At 34.9% G+C, this 17,261-nt stretch carries 19 protein-coding genes and 1 other annotated feature; of the genes, 6 read left to right on the forward strand and 13 right to left on the reverse strand.

The window, feature by feature from the left end; translation table 11 throughout:
• Positions 1–167 precede the first annotated feature (167 nt).
• Positions 168–1,139, forward strand: a complete 972-nt coding sequence (gene cysB / locus H3T56_RS02975) for an HTH-type transcriptional regulator CysB (protein WP_110453359.1) — start codon at positions 168–170, stop codon at positions 1,137–1,139.
• A gap of 65 nt (positions 1,140–1,204) precedes the next feature.
• Here cysB and hisIE read toward each other — a convergent pair whose 3' ends face one another.
• The 8 genes from hisIE to hisG are packed head-to-tail and all read right to left on the reverse strand — an operon-like array spanning position 1,205 to position 8,275.
• Positions 1,205–1,831: a bifunctional phosphoribosyl-AMP cyclohydrolase/phosphoribosyl-ATP diphosphatase HisIE gene (gene hisIE / locus H3T56_RS02980; RefSeq protein WP_198191977.1), complete on the reverse strand. Its 627-nt coding sequence runs from the start codon at positions 1,829–1,831 to the stop codon at positions 1,205–1,207.
• Complete coding sequence (gene hisF / locus H3T56_RS02985; protein ID WP_198191978.1) at positions 1,825–2,601, reverse strand: imidazole glycerol phosphate synthase subunit HisF; 777 nt, start codon at positions 2,599–2,601, stop codon at positions 1,825–1,827. Before hisF ends, hisIE begins: the two co-directional genes overlap by 7 nt.
• On the reverse strand, positions 2,583–3,320 hold the full coding sequence (gene hisA / locus H3T56_RS02990) for a 1-(5-phosphoribosyl)-5-[(5-phosphoribosylamino)methylideneamino]imidazole-4-carboxamide isomerase (RefSeq protein ID WP_198192114.1): 738 nt from the start codon (positions 3,318–3,320) through the stop codon (positions 2,583–2,585). The genes hisF and hisA overlap by 19 nt, the downstream gene beginning before the upstream one ends.
• A 17-nt stretch (positions 3,321–3,337) precedes the next feature.
• On the reverse strand, positions 3,338–3,925 hold the full coding sequence (hisH, locus tag H3T56_RS02995) for an imidazole glycerol phosphate synthase subunit HisH (protein ID WP_065651052.1): 588 nt from the start codon (positions 3,923–3,925) through the stop codon (positions 3,338–3,340).
• Positions 3,926–4,993 carry a bifunctional histidinol-phosphatase/imidazoleglycerol-phosphate dehydratase HisB gene (gene hisB, locus H3T56_RS03000; RefSeq protein ID WP_198191979.1) on the reverse strand — a complete coding sequence of 356 codons (1,068 nt, stop codon included), beginning with the start codon at positions 4,991–4,993 and terminating at the stop codon, positions 3,926–3,928.
• Positions 4,994–5,001: 8 nt separating this feature from the next.
• Complete coding sequence (hisC, locus tag H3T56_RS03005) at positions 5,002–6,060, reverse strand: histidinol-phosphate transaminase (RefSeq protein ID WP_199283277.1); 1,059 nt, start codon at positions 6,058–6,060, stop codon at positions 5,002–5,004.
• 9 nt (positions 6,061–6,069) lie between these two features.
• On the reverse strand, positions 6,070–7,371 hold the full coding sequence (gene hisD / locus H3T56_RS03010; RefSeq protein WP_198191981.1) for a histidinol dehydrogenase: 1,302 nt from the start codon (positions 7,369–7,371) through the stop codon (positions 6,070–6,072).
• A 4-nt stretch (positions 7,372–7,375) separates the two neighbouring features.
• Positions 7,376–8,275 carry an ATP phosphoribosyltransferase gene (hisG, locus tag H3T56_RS03015; RefSeq protein WP_086357262.1) on the reverse strand — a complete coding sequence of 300 codons (900 nt, stop codon included), beginning with the start codon at positions 8,273–8,275 and terminating at the stop codon, positions 7,376–7,378.
• Positions 8,276–8,314: 39 nt separating this feature from the next.
• Positions 8,315–8,440, reverse strand: a sequence feature (His leader region).
• A 420-nt stretch (positions 8,441–8,860) separates the two neighbouring features.
• Between hisG and H3T56_RS03020 the strand changes: the two genes are divergently transcribed.
• Both H3T56_RS03020 and H3T56_RS03025 read left to right on the forward strand, forming a co-directional pair.
• Complete coding sequence (locus H3T56_RS03020; RefSeq protein ID WP_198191982.1) at positions 8,861–10,018, forward strand: hypothetical protein; 1,158 nt, start codon at positions 8,861–8,863, stop codon at positions 10,016–10,018.
• A 383-nt stretch (positions 10,019–10,401) separates the two neighbouring features.
• Complete coding sequence (locus tag H3T56_RS03025) at positions 10,402–11,277, forward strand: DUF4261 domain-containing protein (protein WP_086360718.1); 876 nt, start codon at positions 10,402–10,404, stop codon at positions 11,275–11,277.
• 68 nt (positions 11,278–11,345) lie between these two features.
• On the opposite strand, the gene H3T56_RS03030 is transcribed toward H3T56_RS03025, so the two are convergent.
• From H3T56_RS03030 to H3T56_RS03040, 3 genes are all read right to left on the reverse strand, one after another.
• The gene (locus H3T56_RS03030) at positions 11,346–11,762 is read right to left on the reverse strand and encodes a DoxX family protein (RefSeq protein WP_065613030.1); all 417 of its coding nucleotides are present in this window, start codon (positions 11,760–11,762) and stop codon (positions 11,346–11,348) included.
• Between the two features lie 254 nt (positions 11,763–12,016).
• Positions 12,017–12,850 carry a phosphoenolpyruvate hydrolase family protein gene (locus H3T56_RS03035; RefSeq protein WP_086364579.1) on the reverse strand — a complete coding sequence of 278 codons (834 nt, stop codon included), beginning with the start codon at positions 12,848–12,850 and terminating at the stop codon, positions 12,017–12,019.
• Positions 12,851–12,866: 16 nt separating this feature from the next.
• The gene (locus tag H3T56_RS03040) at positions 12,867–14,078 is read right to left on the reverse strand and encodes a Tm-1-like ATP-binding domain-containing protein (RefSeq protein ID WP_110453368.1); all 1,212 of its coding nucleotides are present in this window, start codon (positions 14,076–14,078) and stop codon (positions 12,867–12,869) included.
• A gap of 219 nt (positions 14,079–14,297) precedes the next feature.
• Between H3T56_RS03040 and H3T56_RS03045 the strand changes: the two genes are divergently transcribed.
• Positions 14,298–14,924 carry a TetR/AcrR family transcriptional regulator gene (locus H3T56_RS03045; protein ID WP_198191983.1) on the forward strand — a complete coding sequence of 209 codons (627 nt, stop codon included), beginning with the start codon at positions 14,298–14,300 and terminating at the stop codon, positions 14,922–14,924.
• A 275-nt stretch (positions 14,925–15,199) separates the two neighbouring features.
• Here the strand turns inward: H3T56_RS03045 and H3T56_RS03050 are convergent, their stop codons facing one another.
• Together H3T56_RS03050 and crcB are read right to left on the reverse strand one after the other, a co-directional pair.
• The gene (locus H3T56_RS03050; protein WP_198191984.1) at positions 15,200–15,598 is read right to left on the reverse strand and encodes a cell division inhibitor SulA; all 399 of its coding nucleotides are present in this window, start codon (positions 15,596–15,598) and stop codon (positions 15,200–15,202) included.
• 106 nt (positions 15,599–15,704) lie between these two features.
• Complete coding sequence (gene crcB / locus H3T56_RS03055; RefSeq protein WP_198191985.1) at positions 15,705–16,082, reverse strand: fluoride efflux transporter CrcB; 378 nt, start codon at positions 16,080–16,082, stop codon at positions 15,705–15,707.
• Positions 16,083–16,276: 194 nt separating this feature from the next.
• Between crcB and H3T56_RS03060 the strand changes: the two genes are divergently transcribed.
• Together H3T56_RS03060 and H3T56_RS03065 are read left to right on the forward strand one after the other, a co-directional pair.
• Positions 16,277–16,885: a riboflavin synthase subunit alpha gene (locus H3T56_RS03060; RefSeq protein ID WP_198191986.1), complete on the forward strand. Its 609-nt coding sequence runs from the start codon at positions 16,277–16,279 to the stop codon at positions 16,883–16,885.
• Between the two features lie 152 nt (positions 16,886–17,037).
• The gene (locus H3T56_RS03065; RefSeq protein ID WP_198191987.1) at positions 17,038–17,235 is read left to right on the forward strand and encodes a hypothetical protein; all 198 of its coding nucleotides are present in this window, start codon (positions 17,038–17,040) and stop codon (positions 17,233–17,235) included.
• Positions 17,236–17,261: the final 26 nt, after the last annotated feature.

Consider the following 17,261-nt stretch of genomic DNA (forward strand, 5'->3'; position numbering starts at 1 on the left):
TGATGATTTTATTTAAAATCGCTTAGGGTAAGGAATCGTTTTAGTATAAAAAGCTGTTTTTTGTTTGTGCTAAAGTGTGAAAGGAATTACCTTACGATTTCCCTCTTTTTGACTTTTTATATAGTTTTAAAAAGAGGGAAAGGTATACAGTTAAAGGAGCCTTTGTCATGAAGTTGCAACAACTGCGTTATATTGTTGAAGTCGTCAATAACGATCTCAATGTCTCTCTTACCTCTGAAAAACTCTATACCTCGCAGCCAGGGATCAGTAAACAGATCAAGTTGTTGGAAGATGAACTCAATGTGCAAATTTTTACTCGGGTCGGTAAACATCTTTCCGAAGTTACGCCAGTTGGTGAGAAGATTATTGCTTTAGCTAGAGAGATTTTAACTAAATCGCAAGATATTAAAATTATTGCTAAAGAATTTAGCCAGCCTAATCAAGGTTCATTAACCATTACAACAACCTATACTCAAGCTCGTTATACTTTACCAATTGTTATTCAGCAATTTATGCAGCAGTATCCTAGTATAACACTTCATATGGAGCAAGGATCATCACCGCAATGTCTCTTACAAGCGCAAACAGGCCAAGCTGATTTTGCTATCGTTACTGATTTATCTGAACTCAGCGATGATATGATTGCTATACCTTGCTATCATTGGAACCAAGCGGTGATTGTAATGAAAGATCATCCATTAGCTAAAAGCAGTTTAATTACTATCGACGAATTGTCTAAATATCCTTTAGTCAGTTATGACTTTTCTAATGATGGGTCTGATTTGAATCAAGCTTTTATTAAAGCCAATCAAATTCCTAATATTGTTTTTAGTACCACTGATGCGGAATTGATTAAGACTTATGTTAAGTTAGGGGTAGGTGTTGGCATTGTCGCAAAAATGGCGGTTAACGAAAGATCTGATAGTGATTTTGTGGTACTTAATGCTGGGCATATATTTCCATATAGTACCACTTATATTGCCTTTGCTCGTTCGCTATTTCTACGCAATTATATGTATGATTTTATTAATCAGTTTTCGGCACATTTAAATAGGCAAACAGTTGATAGACTTATCTTATGTGAAAATAATGTGGCAGTACAGGCTATGTTTAATGGGATCAAGTTACCAGTTAGGTAGTAGGAAAATCTTTTGCTTATCAATTTTAAACACCAAGCACAATAGATTGTGCTTGGTGACCAATGTTATTTATGTCTAGCTTTTAAAATAGCAATGACATCTTGCATTGATAGATTTTGATCTTGTAGTAAGACCAATAAGTGATAAATTAAATCGGCTGATTCATTTTTTAACTCTTCTTTGTCGTGTACTGTAGCTGCAAGTGCAGTTTCAACACCTTCTTCTCCCACTTTTTGGGCAATACGCTTGGTACCATCATGGTAGAGTTTTGCCGTATAAGAGGATTGCGGATCGGCTTGTTTACGAGCCCCCAACAACTGCTCTAAATCATATAGAAAGCCCCACTCAGTTTTGCTATTGGTGAAGCAGCTATTTGCTCCAGTATGACAAGTTGGTCCGATTGGATTGACTAAGATTAACAGCGTATCGTTATCACAATCGGTCGAGATACTTACCACATTTAAAAAGTTACCTGATGTTTCACCTTTGGTCCATAAGCGTTGTTTGGTACGCGAATAGAAGGTTACTTTGCCACTCGTTTGTGTCTGAGTTAATGCCTCTTGATTCATATAGCCAAGCATAAGCACTTCACCAGAAACATAGTGTTGTATGATAACCGGCATTAAATTATCAACTTTTTGCCAATCAAGCTGTTTAAGGTCTATTTGCATTTGGGAATGTTGAGTTAACATAATCGGATTTCTACTCCATGTTGAGCTAAATATTGTTTAAGTTCACCAATATTAATTATTTGTTTGTGAAAGACGGAAGCGGCTAATGCACCATCAACATTAGCCTCTTGAAAAGCTTGCAAAAAATGCTCCATAGTACCAGCGCCACCAGAGGCAATCAGTGGTACATGACAAACTTCTCGAATCCTTTTAAGTTGTTTTAGATCGTAACCATTACGGACGCCATCTTGGTTCATCATATTTAGCACTATTTCACCGGCACCGCGTTTTTGTACTTCTTGCACCCAATCAATCGTATTCCATTTGGTTGCCACTGTGCGTTTTTCATCGCCAGTGAATTGATAAACGTGGTAACTTTCTGAATCTTTATCATACCAAGTATCAATCCCCACCACGATACACTGCACCCCGTAACAATCAGCTAACTGAGTAATTAAACTCGGATTAGCTAAGGCCGGAGAGTTAATTGAAATTTTATCCGCACCATAAGTGAGAATTCTTGCTGCATCTTCAACCGTTTTTATCCCACCAGCGACACAAAATGGAATATCTATTACTTCAGCGACTTTTGCCACCCAACTTTTGTCTACTACCCGACCGTCAGATGAAGCAGTGATATCATAGAACACTAATTCGTCGGCCCCTTCTTCGGCATAGCGTTTGGCTAATGGTACAATATCACCAATGATTTCATGATTACGAAATTGTACTCCTTTTACAACTTGTCCATCACGGACATCCAAACAAGGTATTATCCTTTTTGCCAACATGAAATTGCCTCCTGAACTGTAAATTTACCTTCTAATAATGCTCTACCAACAATAACACCGGCAACACCACTATCTTTTAATGCTTTCACATCATCTATTTGGCCAATACCGCCAGAAGCTTGCAACGCAATTTGTGGATATTTTTGGCTGATCTCTTGATATAGTTTTACATTAGAGCCACTTAGCGTTCCATCTTTGGAAATATCTGTACATAGTACATGTTTCAAGCCATAGGGTAGATAATCATCAATAACTTGTTCCAATGTCTGTTTAGAATCCTCTTGCCAACCATGAATAGCGACGTTTTTGTTACCTTGTTGGTCAATACGAACATCTAAGGCTAATACCAATGATTCAGGGCCATAATTATCAAACCATTTTTTTACCAAATCAGGTTGTTTAATAGCGGTAGAGCCAATAACTACTCGGGTGGCACCTGCGGATAATAATGCTTTAACATCTTCTTCGGTACGAATTCCACCACCAATTTGTACCGGAACTTGTACGCCGTTAATCAGTGATTTTATTAATGAGATTTGTCGAGCTTGCGGATCTTTAGCACCAGTTAAATCAACCAGATGTAGTTGTTTTGCACCTTGTTTTTGATAATCTTGTAGGCGAATTAAAGGATCCTTGCCATAATCGCGTTTTTGCTCATAATCGCCTTGATGTAATCGAACCACGGTACCATCAATTAAATCAAGAGCAGGAATAATAATAGGGTAAACTGCCATTTTTACATCTCCAAAAAGTTCTTGAGCAATTTTGCACCGGCTAATCCAGAACGCTCTGGATGAAATTGCACACCGTAAAAGTTGTCTTTTTGTACGGCAGCAGTAAAGCTTTCGCCGTAATTGGTTTCTGCGATAGTTGATGAGCATAATGGTAAGGCGTATCCATGTACAAAGTAAAAGTAAGCACCATCAGGAATATCTCTAAATAGATGATGTCCGGCTTTTGGGGTGACTTGATTCCAGCCCATATGTGGTAGTGGTAATCCACAATCAGGAATTTGCACTACTTTTTCGTGAATAATACCTAAGGTATCGACATGACCTTCATTGCTATAATCAGCTAAAAGTTGCATACCAAGGCAGATACCTAATACTGGTTGAGTACAGACTTTGATAAGCTTAATTAAATTACGTTCTTCTAATTTTTGCATTGCAGCTGACGCTGATCCCACTCCAGGTAACAAGAGTTTGTCAGATTCAAGCACAGTATCAGGATCAAGGCTAATGATTGGATTATAGCCTAATCTCTGTATTGCATATTTGACTGAGGAAAGATTAGCACAGCCAGTATCTAGAATGACAATTTTCATCTATAACACTCCTTTCGAGCTAGGTAGTCTGTCACTTTCAATTTTAATCGCTTGTTTAAGCGTACGCGCGAAAGCTTTAAATAAGCTTTCGATTCGGTGATGGTCATTGTCGCCAGTTGTTGCAATATGTAAAGTAATTGCCATAGTATAACTTAGAGAATAGAAGAAATGTTCAACCATTTGTGTACTCATATCGCCAACTTTCGGATCACTAAATTGCGCCGAAAACTTGAGGTAAGGTCGACCTGAAATATCCATTGCACATTTTGCTAAACACTCATCCATTGGAATAACTGATGCATAACGAGTGATACCCCGTTTATCGCCAAGTGCTTTTTTTAGTGCTTCGCCTAAGGCAAGACCTGTATCTTCAATAGTGTGGTGATCATCTATATGTAAATCGCCTTCTACTTGAATATTTAATTTGATACCGCCATGAGTGGCGATTTGGTCAAGCATATGATCAAAAAAACCAATGCCGGTATTAATTTGACTGCCACCTTGTCTATCTAACCAAACTTCAATTAAAATTTTGGTTTCTTTGGTATTGCGTTCGACTTTAGCATAACGATCTGCTGTGGTTAAACGTTGGGCTATTTCATTCCAATTAAGTGATTCTGGATTATATTGTAATCCTTTTATTTGCATATTTTCAGCAAGTTGCATATCTGTGACCCTGTCACCAATAACGTAACTATTTTGTTTATCTAACTTACCACTGGTTAAATAAGGTAGAACTAAAGTGATTTTCGGCTTACGACACTCACAATTGTCCTCAGGGAAATGTGGGCAAATAAGTACATTTTCAAATATTACACCTTGTGAGGCAAATATTTGCATCATTAAATTGTGTGGGCCATCAAAATCAGCTTGCGGATAACTACTGGTTCCTAATCCATCTTGATTGGTCACCATCACTAATTTGTAACCAGCTGCTTGTAGTTTTAGTAGTGCTGGGATCACATTAGGTTCAAATGCAAGTTTTGCAAAACTATCAACTTGAAAATCGATAGGCGGTTCAACTATCAATGTTCCATCACGATCGATAAATAAATATTTTTGTAACATACTTGCTCCTATTTTATCGCTTTGAGTGCGGTTATTACTGCTTCACATTCTGCTTGTGTACCAATCGAAATTCGCACAAAACCATCTTGGCCAATTGATTTGCTTTGATCTCGCAAAATTATGCCTTTATTCCATAGTTTGCTAAATACCTCTTTATTACTTTGAAATTTCACGCATAAATAATTTGATTCACTAGGATAAACTTTTTCGACAATTGGTAAAGCAGTAAGTTGTTTAGCAAACTTCTCTTTTTGATTATTTAGATTGATGACATGCGATCTCATCGTTTCGATACCTTCTTTACTCAATGCCTGAGTGGCAATGTCCGCTACTGGGGTAGCGAGAGGGTATGGAGCGATCACTTTCTGTAAAGCATCTATTACTGGTTTATTTGCTAAAGTGAAGCCACACCGTAATCCTGCTAGCGCAAAAGCCTTCGATAAAGTTCGTAAAATAACTAGGTGAGGATAATTTACAAGCCAGCTCACAACTGTTGAATTTGGAGAAAACTCAATATAAGCTTCATCAATAATTACTAAAGCGCGATTTTCAGCTAATTTAAGTAAAGTTTTAATATCATCTTGGTCTATTAAATTACCAGTTGGATTATTAGGTGAACATACATAGATCAATTTAACATTGTCTAGATTTTGTTTAATTCCGTCTAAATCGAGTTGCCAATTAGATTTAGTTGGTACGGTTTTGGTTTTTATACCTAGTGTTTCGGCACTGACTTGATACATACCATAAGTTGGTGGGCAATAAAGCACTGTATCGGTTTCTGGCTCACAAAAAGCCCGCATTAATAGCTCTATCGCTTCATCGGCCCCCCGACTAACAATCACTTGCTCTGGGGTAACTCCAGCATATTGCGCATAACGATTAATCACTTGTTCGGGTTGTGCTTCAGGATAGCGGTTTAAGTTTTGTTCAGTTAACTGAAAGTTTGGTGCAACAGGGTATTCATTGGCATTTAGCCATACATCACCATTACCGCCTATACGTCTAGCTGATTGATAAGGCGTCAATTTTTGTACGTTCTTTCTGACTAATTGATTAATGTCCATTTTATTCACCTATTGTTTAGTATCAGCGTTAAGTTTAGCTAAACGAATTGTTACGGCATTTTTGTGGGCGGTAAGTTGTTCAGCTTGAGCCATTAGCTCAACAGCATTACCGATTGCTTGCAAACCTTCAGCAGTCAATTTTTGTACTGTCATACGTTTTTGGAAATCGGCTAAGCCAAGGCTCGAGTAAGTAGCGGTATAACCATAAGTAGGTAAAACGTGATTAGTACCCGAAGCATAGTCACCTGCTGATTCCGGTGACCAATCACCTAAAAATATCGAGCCAGCGCTATTAATTTTATCAACCAGTTGATCGGCATTTTCGGTTTGAATAATTAAGTGTTCAGGACCATAACGATTGCTGATAGTTACACATTCATCTAAATCTTTAGTAACAATAAGTCGGCTCTCTTGTAACGCTTTTTCAGCAATTCCTTGACGTGAAAGTTGAGCAAGTTGTTTATCAACTTCGACTGAGACTGCTTGGGCGATCTTCTCATCAGGTGTAAGCAGTACAACCTGTGAATCGGGGCCATGTTCAGCTTGAGAAAGTAAATCAGCGGCAATAAACGCCGGATTAGCGGAACTATCGGCAATGACCAAGACTTCTGACGGGCCGGCTGGCATATCTATTGCTGCGCCATCCAATCGTTGGCTAACTTGGCGTTTCGCCTCGGTAACATAGGCATTACCGGGACCAAATATTTTATCGACTTTAGGAACTGATTGAGTTCCTAATGCCATTGCCGCAATCGCTTGTGCGCCCCCCAATTGATAAATTTCAGTTACACCACAAAGCTCAGCCGCATATAAAATCTCGTCAGCAATTGGTGGAGGTGAACATAAAATCACTTTACGACAACCGGCAATTTTAGCTGGAATGGCTAACATTAATACGGTTGATAGCAACGGAGCCGAACCACCAGGTATATACAGACCTACCGAATCAATTGGTCTAGTGACTGACTGACATTTGATGCCAGGCATCGTTTCCACTGTTATAGTTTGTCTAACTTGTGCTTGGTGGAATTTTTCGATGTTACTTACAGCTAATTGCATTGCCTGTTTTAATTCTGGTTTAACACGGCTAGTTGCTGTTTTTATCTCATCTTTAGTTAATTTGATTTGCTTAATTTGTACTTTATCAAATTTATTACTTAATTCTTTTAGAGCTTCATCGCCATTTTGTTTTACTTGCGTCAAAATATCTTTAACCGCTTGGCTAATAGTATCAGAAGCAGCTATAGCAGGACGAGTTAGTAATTCTGCTTGTTTTTCTTTAGAACATTGTTGCCAATATGATAGTTTCATTTGATTACTCCATCATTTTTTCAATTGGTAATACAAGGATTGAACTTGCACCTAATGCTTTTAGTTTTTCCATGGTTTCCCAGAATAATGATTCAGTACTCACCATATGTAGTGCTACCCGATTTTGTTCGCCAGTTAATGGTAAAATGGTTGGATTTTCTGCTCCTGGTAATAGTGATACGACTTGATCTAAAACGGCTGTTGGCGCGTGCAGCATAATGTATTTGGATTCACGAGCTTGAATTACCCCTTGAATACGCGTCATCACTTTATCGATTAACGCCTGTTTGGTGGCAGACATTTCACCTTCACGTTGAATTAAGCAAGCTTTCGATTTATAAATAATTTCAATTTCTTGTAGACCATTAGCTTCTAATGTGGCTCCACTGGATACTAAATCACAAATTACATCAGCAAGGCCAGCTCGTGGTGCAACTTCTACAGAACCATTAAGTAGACAGGTTTTAAAATTGACATTGTATTGTGAAAGGTAACGGCGGAGTAGGTGAGGATAAGTGGTTGCAATGCGTAAATTATTTAAACATTCTGGTCCGCTATAAACAAAATCACGAGGAGCAGCAATTGATAAGCGACAGCCACCAAAATCAAGGCGACGTAAGGTTTTATATTGTGGGTTTTCACCTTCGGCTTGTCTATCAAGAACTTCTTCTTCTAACACATTCTCACCGACAATACCAATATCAACAACGCCATCAATGACTAGTCCGGGTATATCATCATCGCGAACGCGTAAAATATCAATTGGCATATTTTCGGCAAAAGCAATTAAGCGTTGTTCTTGCAAATTGATTTTTATGCCACATTGAGCCAATAATTTTTTCGACTCATCGCTTAAACGTCCCGACTTTTGCATTGCTATACGTAACCGTGAATTATCCAACATATTCTTCTCCAACTTGTTTAAATAAATTTATAAACCACAAATAAAAAACCCTCGGAAGACTGATCTTCCGAGGGTTTTCTAAATGCTTTTGCGATATCACCGGAAGACCTTTTGTCTTCCAGCACCAATCGCCCGAAGACTATTCAGGAATGATGGTGATGATGATGTTTAGTAACGAAAACACAAAAACAATTCATAAAAAATAAAACCTTTAAATTTAACTGTTGTACAAAATATAATATAAATGACTAACTAGCAACTTAATTTTGTCGATTTATTAAAAAAATATAAAAAATTCAAATTTTTTAATTATTTGTTTTGTCTTAATTCATTCCGTGATCTTGAATTTAACGGTAATATTATTTCATCGTCAGATGTTCATAATAGCTTTATGTCGGCATTGATGCGATTTGCAACAGTAATGGATATTGAATCATTCATTGAAACAAATTAATAAGTTAAAATACTTTTTCTTAATTTTTGAGGATTAATAAAAAATCCTCATTTTTTGACATAAATATTTATCCGTGATAATCATAACTGAAAGGAATTTTGTTATAGCTAGTTTTATAAATTGGATTTTATATGGATCATCCTGCTAATCATATCGATAGTTACATTTTTGTTTGGTTTTTCATGCTACCATTTTTTTATGGTATTTATACGTTTTCGTTAATATTTGTTTTTGTCCGGATGCATTGGATTATCAAAGCAATTTTTACAATTTCAATGGTTGTTTGGTTAATATTTTGCTTTATGCATACCAATCTTATTATTTTTCTATTTACATTAACAGGTATGGTTTTTCCAATAATACTTCGACTATGCCAATTACAAGCAAAAAAATCTTATGGTATAAAACGTAAATTTGCTTCAATATTCAGTTATGTATTATTACCATTATTTTGTACTTTCTTTTGGCCTGCCTATTTAATAGCTCCTATAGTTGTAGAATTTGTAGAAAGTAGACCCAGTAGTGAATGTAGAGAAAATGGACGTTTAGTTGAATTGTCTAAAGATACTATTCTGCGAGTTTATCCTAATTCCAAATATTCACCATTTTGGATTAGAAAATTACATGATTCTACTTCTGTAAATAATTCTGAAAAAGATTTTTGTGAGCAGTTTTCCCATACTCAAGCCTATCAAATTGACAAAATCAGTGAAATTAGAATTAATTCAGGGAATTTATGCATTCATCCAACATCTAAAGCAATAATCGCTTATTGCAGTAATATAAAAAATGAACTTTTAAAATTGGATAGTTTAGACATCGAATTTGTGAAAAAAAATAAAGATGAAGTTAGTGGTATTCGGCTTAAATCATTTCAGAAAAGATTAGAAAATATAAAGGAGATAAAGAGAAATAGAAATTCAGAAGATTGGTATGGAGATTGGCTTGAGACAAAACAATTCAACAATGGCATAGAATTACATAGATTTTATAAACATGAAAACACACTAATCATTCCTCAAGTAGATTGGTTGCCACCGCAAACAGAAGCTTTAGAAATTAATTGCTATCGTAAAAGTGTTTTAAGGTGTACTTATAATTATGAGTATAATCAAGATTGGAATGTATCAGTTTTCTATATATTCAATATTGGAGATAGTATCGAAAATGAATATGACGATAATAATATGCCAGTTTATGATCAAACTTTCATTGATATGAATTTAGAAGGTGCGCAAAAAGCTCATCAAATAGTTGAAGATTTCATTGAAGGTCTAAGTGTGAAATGAATTAATATTATACTTTTTAGTCATAGTAAATATCAAAATAGGAATAAGAAAACTTGAATGCCGCATTATTTTATAGAAAATTTGGACGGCCTGAACAAGTATTAACATTCGATTAAATCATAGATATTATAATATTTTATTAATTAATAGGATTTAAATATTTATGCCATTTACTTAAGTTGCAAATTATTACCACTTAGAACTCTATGTTTGATTGATTTTTTAATTATTGAATTAAAAAATTTACAATGGTTAAAAATGATAAATAAAATATTTACTTAATATAGGCAAGTAGATATTATTGCTAAAGTTTTATAGCGTCAATTACTATAAAATGCACTAAATTGGATTTAATTTAAAATAGTTGTCATAAGGAATATAAAATGGGTATATTTTCTCGTTTTTTTGGTAAAAAAACAGAATCAAAACAGATGGATAATTCGATTGTCCCAAATCCTGATATTGAGAATGCCGTTAGCTTAAGTGTTGTTTTTAGCGGTGTGCTTAATATTAATAACGATGAATTATTAGCAAAACTTAAATCGATTAATCCGATCATAAAAGATATTCGATATGAAACACCGTTCGGACAACTTGAAGAAGGTATGTGTATTTTAGTAAGTTGGGGTAAACATGTTATTAGAATAGTTGGTCTCAATGCGCCTTATCCTAAAGCTGTATTAGAAGCATGTGTTACTCCTGCTAGTTATAGTCAAGAAATAAAACAACAAGTTTATGAAAGTGATAGTCATTTATTATTATATTATGTTGGCTATGAACAAGATGTATTAGAGCAGTACTTAGCTTTAACTCGTTTAGTAGCATGCTTTGAACAATTTAATGCGTTAGCAGTAATTAATGAAGATGCTCATACTTCATTACCAGTTAACTTTATTAATTCACTAGCTTCGGAAAAAGATGGTTTAGCCACTTTAGGGGAATGTTTACCTTTATTGTTTTGTGGTTTTGTTAAATATGAAATAGAAAATATTAAAGGGATTTGGATGCGCACTTATGGCGCTAATAAATTTGGTTTACCTAATTTTGCAGCATTAGCCAATAGTTATGAGGAAAGTGAGTATTATTTTGACATGTTTAATAATATTTTAAATTATTTACGACAAAGTCAAGCGACAATGAATCCTGGTGATACGATGGAAATGGGTGATAATCGTATGATGTCATTACGAGCACCTCAAGATGATGAATATTTCTTAAAAGATCAGGGTGATCTTTTAGTAATTGAAATTAATAATTAATTTTAACTATGCAATTTTTAGGAAAGGTAATAAATAATTGTCGCTACCTTTCCTAAATATTTAGCATCTTATTGTTGAGTTATTTGTGGATATTTTTTACCTGCCAAAACACTAAACCGACCAGTCCCTAATAATGCCAAACTAAAAGCAGTTAATGACATAAAAGCTGGATACTCCCAACCACCTCCTTGATTAGTAAATGACCAACCATTATTCCAATGCACAATAGTTATTATTGCTAATTGAAAGAAAGCAATTAGCGCTATGGCACGAGTTAAAATACCGAGTAACAATAGTGCACCGCCACCAATTTCAAAAATGATAACGATATAAGAAAAAAAACCGGGAAAGCCAAGAGTATGAAAATACTCTGCAGTACCTTCTGGGGTTAGAACAAGTAGTTTGGTAAAACCATGGGCCAAAAACATCATACCTAAAGCAATTCGTAATACAAATGCAGCTACATCAGTTTGATATTCTCTCATTTTGTGTTTCCTATATTAAGTTAGCAAAATAACAATAATGAAACTCATAAAAATTTCTTACAAACGTTATTACTTTTTTAAAACATAGGATACTGCAGTTACGATTGTCTCACAGTTAACAATCAATAGTAAAGTAGTAGACAATTATCATCAATTTTTATCACTGAAAATTAAGATGGTATAAGTAGAATTTGCTTAGGTTGGAGAATAGAAAAAATAGCAGTGCGACGAATAGTCGCACCGTTATTGCTTACTTATTGTTGGTGTCGAATAGACTTAAATCTTTCTGTCGTCTGAGTTAATGCTGTTTCTGTTGGCAAACGTTCCATTGAACTTGCGCCATAAAAACCATTACAATCAGGACAATTTTGTAAAATATATTCTGCATCTTCAGGGGATGAAATAGGTCCACCATGGCAAAGTATGATAATATCTGGACGAATTGCTTTAGCTGCTTTGGCCCATTGATTGATTAAAGGAACACAATCCGCAAGTTTTAATGCAGTTTGGGCACCAATACTACCACCGGTGGTTAAGCCCATATGTGGAACTAAAATATCCGCCCCAGCTTTGGTCATGTCAATAGCATCTTGCTCACTAAATACATATGGTGTAGTTAGCAGATCTTTTTCATGTGCTTTGCGAATCATCTCAACTTCTAATGCATAGCCCATACCCGTTTCTTCAAGATTAGCTCTAAAATTACCATCAATTAAACCAACAGTAGGGAAGTTTTGTACGCCAGCAAATCCGGTAGCTTTAATTTGATCTAAAAACTGATCGAATTGGCAGAAGGGGTCGGTGCCATTAACACCAGCTAACACAGGGGTATGTTTTACAACCGGTAATACTTCTTTTGCCATATCCATAACAATTTCATTGGCATTACCATAAGCTAATAAGCCAGCTAGTGATCCACGACCTGCCATACGATAACGACCAGAATTGTAAATTACAATCAGATCAATACCACCAGCTTCCTCACATTTTGCAGATAATCCTGTACCAGCTCCTCCACCGATGATTGGTTGACCTTTAGCAATCATATCATGGAATTTTTTTAATAATTGAGCACGTTTACTACTCATAATTTTCTCCATTACTTTATTTAATTATATTTTTAAATTCGTTAATAACTAAATTACAAAATTCTGGTGAATTAATATGATGCGAGGTTTTTATTAACCGTCGTTTTTCAGTTTGAATAAAGACTTTTTCAAACTCATCGATGAAAGCTTGATCCGCTTGCGGTGACCAAAAATCCCCATTTTCAATATCAAGGGCAGAAAAACCACTTTCAGGAATAATAAAAACTACTTCGCCTTGACATTTATTTAGTTTTGTAGCGATCCAATTTGCCATGATTTTATTCTCTTCAGGGGTGGTTCGCATTAAAGTAACTTGTGGATTATGGGGATAAAACAGACGATCTCGATATTTTTCTGGAATAGTATCTGGACTACCGAAATTAACCATATCAAGGGCGCCGCATGATCCAATATATGGGACTTCGCTTCTTGCGATGGCTTCAAATCGGTCATCATCACAAGCAAGTACTCCATCAAACAGATGATCACAAACTTCAGTGGTTGTAATATCAAGTACACCTTTTAATAAATGGCTATCAGCTAATTTTTCCATTGCTTTACCGCCACTACCTGTTGCATGAAAAACTAAACAATCATATTTATCATTTAATTTTGCTGAAAGCGATTGAACACACGGAGTAGTAACACCGAACATGGTTAATCCAATTGCTGGTTTATCTTCGACTTGTTCTTGCGTTTTAAATAACACTGAACCTGCAATAGCATTAGCTGCATTGGCGAGTACTTTTCTTGATATAACATTTACGCCAGCAATATCTGTAACGGAATAGAGCATCGCAATATCACTTGCACCGATATACCCAGATATATCACCTGAGGCCATGGTTGAAACCATCAACTTTGGTACGCCAATAGGCAGTGCTTGCATAGCTGGAGTGATTAATGCGGTACCACCCGAGCCACCTAAACCGAGGATAGCGTCAACATCATTTTGCGCTATTAAAAATTGTTTAAATGCATTAGCCATTGCAACGATAGCCTTTCCTCTATCGGTGACAAAAACCGCTTTTTCACCCTCGGGATGATATTTAGCAACAGTACTGGCGCTAATATCAGCAATGTGATTAAAAGAATGCGGTTGCTTAGTGGAGATATCAACTATTTTACTTGCAACATTTCTTTTACTAAGTAAATGTTTGACGTAAACAATCTCTTCTCCTTTTGTGTCTAGTGTCGCGACCAAGTAAACCATGTTATGCGATGCCATTTATTTCTCCTTAACAGATAAAATAGAACTCGATACTTCTTACTCAACTATCAGCGATTACTACTTTGATAATTATAAGCTAAAAATGAGACATTAGTCTCATTTTTTTTAAATTTTTTTGAAAATTTTTTAAATATTATAGTTATGTTAAAAAAAGTTGTATAATTTACAAAAGTTTATTAGCTGGCGATAAATAAAAATATGAATATAAATAGCTTAATGAATTCTAAGAAATATTCTGGGGCCAAAAAAAGAACTTACGATCGTCTTATCGAAACTGCGATTGAGGCTTTAGAGCAGGGTAAAGATATATCCATTACTGAATTATCAGATAGAACAGGTATTTCTAGAGCTACTGCTTATCGCTATTTCCCGACTAAAACCGATTTAATATCAGCGGCTGTTGAACAATCACTTAGTCCAATATTCTTATGGCAATCAGATAGAGAAAATGTCGAAGATCAGATAAATGATTTTTTAGCTTTTGCTTTGCCGCAAATGTTAAAACATGAAGGAACATTACGTGCAGCTTTAAGCCTTTCTTTAAAACAATGGGCAGATGAACGGTCACAAATAACGGAAAAGACTAAAAAACTTGTGCGAGGTAATCGTAAGGAAATTCTTACCAATTTATTGCAGCCACTTAGAGCTCAATTCTCTGATGAGCTTTTTGATAAAGTTATCTACTCAATTTCAATCATATATGGTTCTGAAATATTCATGGTGTTAAAAGATATTTGGAACTTTGAGAGTGAGCAAGTGATAGATCTTTCACAATGGATTGTTAAAGCTATCATCAATCAAGCTAAACAAGAAGCGCTAGATGAATCGATGACCGAATCTTGATTGCTCTGAGTTCGGTTAACAATTTTTTTCACTCATTTAACTTACAATTCCAACTAGCAGTTTAACTTGATTTAACAAATTTTATAAAAGTTTGCTTATATTTTTTCAAGAGTAAACAATTTAGCTTATTCGGTGATTTAACATTAATGATAGTGGTATAAATAAAAAAAGACACTACCACATTAGATAGTGTCTTTTTATAACAACGGCTGTTAATAAAAAATAATTAAATGGTATGCCAAATACTATTTTTATTTGAACGGTTAATTTTCAAATTAATGGTATTGAATAGCTGGCTGACTTTGTTCATCGTGAACTAAGAATAAACATGTATCGCTAGTTAATACGGCCTGTTGTAAACGTTGTTTGTCATGCTCATTAAGATCGTTAATACAAGCAACCACATAACTACAGGTTTTACTTTGTAATGCCTTTTCTATAGTCGAGACTAAATTATTATTAGTTAAGTTAGCCAAATGTACGACTTTTTGTTTATCAAGCCCGGCAATATTTACCCATGAACGTTTTAACATTGGACGATCTGATAGCCATAATTGCCATTTTTTTTCTTTATTGAATGAACGTAATAAAGGTCTCTGCTGTTGCAACACTTGTTGAAAAGGTGTTTCAAAATTTATAGCCATAAGTTGTGGTGATGAATGTTCAATAAGCATAATAACCTCTATACTGTTTACTTATACAGTGTATATTAATACAGTATTTTACGGTTGTAAATACTATTTATGCTCATTTTTTAGATTATTATGGCGTAATATATCTTCATGAGCGAAAATATTGATAGGTCAAAATCCCTAAAAAGGTCATCAATACTGAACCTGCGACATGAATCGCGATGGTAGTTAATCCCCAACCAAAACGTCCTTCTTGTAGAAAGTTAACAATCTCAGCTGAAAAGGTGGAAAAAGTCGATAATCCACCACAAAAACCAGTAATTATTAACAATCGCCATTCAGGGGATAGGGGGGTGTGATTAAAAAAGGCAATGGCTAAACCGATAATATAACCAGCAATTAAATTAGCAACTAAGGTTCCTAACGGAATAGTAAAAGCAATCACATTTAACTTTAACGATAAAAACCAGCGCAATAAGCCTCCAGCAACTGAACCGACCGAAATAGCAAAAATTAGTTTTAACATAAATGGAAAACCTTTAAATCATTAATTAACCATGATCATATCAGTAGACTAATAAAATGGGTATCTTTTTACAGAGTAAATTATTTCATTTATCAGGCAAGTTAACCAAAATCATTTGATTGTAATCATTATTATTTTTTATTGGTTTGCGCTAAAATAGCTGATAATAATGATGAATTATAAAGGTTATAATGATGTTTACAGGAATCGTTCAAGGTGTTGGTCAAATTATTGATATCATCGATCAAGATAAATTACGTACTTATAAGGTAAAATTACCAGCTAAATTAACACAGCATATCGAAATTGGTGCATCCATTGCTAACGATGGATGTTGTTTAACCGTGACCGATTTTCAAGATGATTGGGTTACTTTTGATATTATGCAAGAAACGTTAGCCTTAACAACTCTCGGCAGTAAAAAGTTAAATGATTTGGTTAATATTGAGCGTAGTGCAAAATACGGTGATGAAATTGGTGGCCATGTAATGTCAGGGCATATATCTTGTCGAGCCACCATTATTGACATCCAAAAAACAGCAACTAATTGTCAAATGACGTTAGCCATGTCAGAAAAATTTATGAAGTATGTTTTATTCAAAGGTTTTATTGGTATAGATGGTGCAAGTTTAACGGTAGGAGAAGTAAAAGATAATCAATTTAATATCCATCTAATTCCTGAAACATTAGCGATTACCACTCTAGATAGTAAAAAGATTGGTGATGAAGTAAATATTGAAATTGACTCACAAACTCAAGCTATTGTTGATACAGTTGAAAGGGTATTAGCAACGAAAAAATAAAGTTAAGCTAATTTGTACCTAAATTGGCTGATTGTTAGTTAATAATGGTTTATTGTTAAACATTCATATGTTAATAAAAAAGGAAACAATATGTTTATAGCAAAAAACTTTAAACCATTATTATTAAGCTTGGTGATGTTTGTACCTTTTAATTGTTTAAATTAATCATTCCAAAATTAGCTAAAGATAGATTTACTAGTAAATTTATTGCCAATCAATTTGGTTGTATTGGCGATAACATCTCACCGCAAATTGAATGGCTGAATGTTCCAACTAATGCTAAAAGTTTAGTATTGACCATGTATGATCCTGATGATCGACGTGATCCGGTTGGTGGCATTGGCAGGTGATAAATATTCCTGTGCAAAGCCAACAT

It is taken from the genome of Gilliamella sp. W8123 (assembly GCF_016101085.1).
Classification (GTDB): Bacteria; Pseudomonadota; Gammaproteobacteria; order Enterobacterales; family Orbaceae; genus Gilliamella; species Gilliamella apis.

What these genes read in the sequence shown, in the direction of transcription:
- hisC (WP_199283277.1), bottom strand. Translation starts at nt 6,060, where the DNA reads ATGGACATTAATCAATTAGTCAGAAAGAACGTACAAAAATTGACGCCT.
- hisF (WP_198191978.1), bottom strand. Translation starts at nt 2,601, where the DNA reads ATGTTGGCAAAAAGGATAATACCTTGTTTGGATGTCCGTGATGGACAA.
- H3T56_RS03050 (WP_198191984.1), bottom strand. Translation starts at nt 15,598, where the DNA reads ATGCTTATTGAACATTCATCACCACAACTTATGGCTATAAATTTTGAA.
- H3T56_RS03020 (WP_198191982.1), top strand. Translation starts at nt 8,861, where the DNA reads ATGGATCATCCTGCTAATCATATCGATAGTTACATTTTTGTTTGGTTT.
- hisD (WP_198191981.1), bottom strand. Translation starts at nt 7,371, where the DNA reads ATGAAACTATCATATTGGCAACAATGTTCTAAAGAAAAACAAGCAGAA.
- hisB (WP_198191979.1), bottom strand. Translation starts at nt 4,993, where the DNA reads ATGTTACAAAAATATTTATTTATCGATCGTGATGGAACATTGATAGTT.
- H3T56_RS03045 (WP_198191983.1), top strand. Translation starts at nt 14,298, where the DNA reads ATGAATTCTAAGAAATATTCTGGGGCCAAAAAAAGAACTTACGATCGT.
- H3T56_RS03060 (WP_198191986.1), top strand. Translation starts at nt 16,277, where the DNA reads ATGTTTACAGGAATCGTTCAAGGTGTTGGTCAAATTATTGATATCATC.
- H3T56_RS03030 (WP_065613030.1), bottom strand. Translation starts at nt 11,762, where the DNA reads ATGAGAGAATATCAAACTGATGTAGCTGCATTTGTATTACGAATTGCT.
- H3T56_RS03040 (WP_110453368.1), bottom strand. Translation starts at nt 14,078, where the DNA reads ATGGCATCGCATAACATGGTTTACTTGGTCGCGACACTAGACACAAAA.
- hisIE (WP_198191977.1), bottom strand. Translation starts at nt 1,831, where the DNA reads ATGTTAACTCAACATTCCCAAATGCAAATAGACCTTAAACAGCTTGAT.
- cysB (WP_110453359.1), top strand. Translation starts at nt 168, where the DNA reads ATGAAGTTGCAACAACTGCGTTATATTGTTGAAGTCGTCAATAACGAT.
- hisG (WP_086357262.1), bottom strand. Translation starts at nt 8,275, where the DNA reads ATGTTGGATAATTCACGGTTACGTATAGCAATGCAAAAGTCGGGACGT.
- H3T56_RS03025 (WP_086360718.1), top strand. Translation starts at nt 10,402, where the DNA reads ATGGGTATATTTTCTCGTTTTTTTGGTAAAAAAACAGAATCAAAACAG.
- crcB (WP_198191985.1), bottom strand. Translation starts at nt 16,082, where the DNA reads ATGTTAAAACTAATTTTTGCTATTTCGGTCGGTTCAGTTGCTGGAGGC.
- hisH (WP_065651052.1), bottom strand. Translation starts at nt 3,925, where the DNA reads ATGAAAATTGTCATTCTAGATACTGGCTGTGCTAATCTTTCCTCAGTC.
- H3T56_RS03035 (WP_086364579.1), bottom strand. Translation starts at nt 12,850, where the DNA reads ATGAGTAGTAAACGTGCTCAATTATTAAAAAAATTCCATGATATGATT.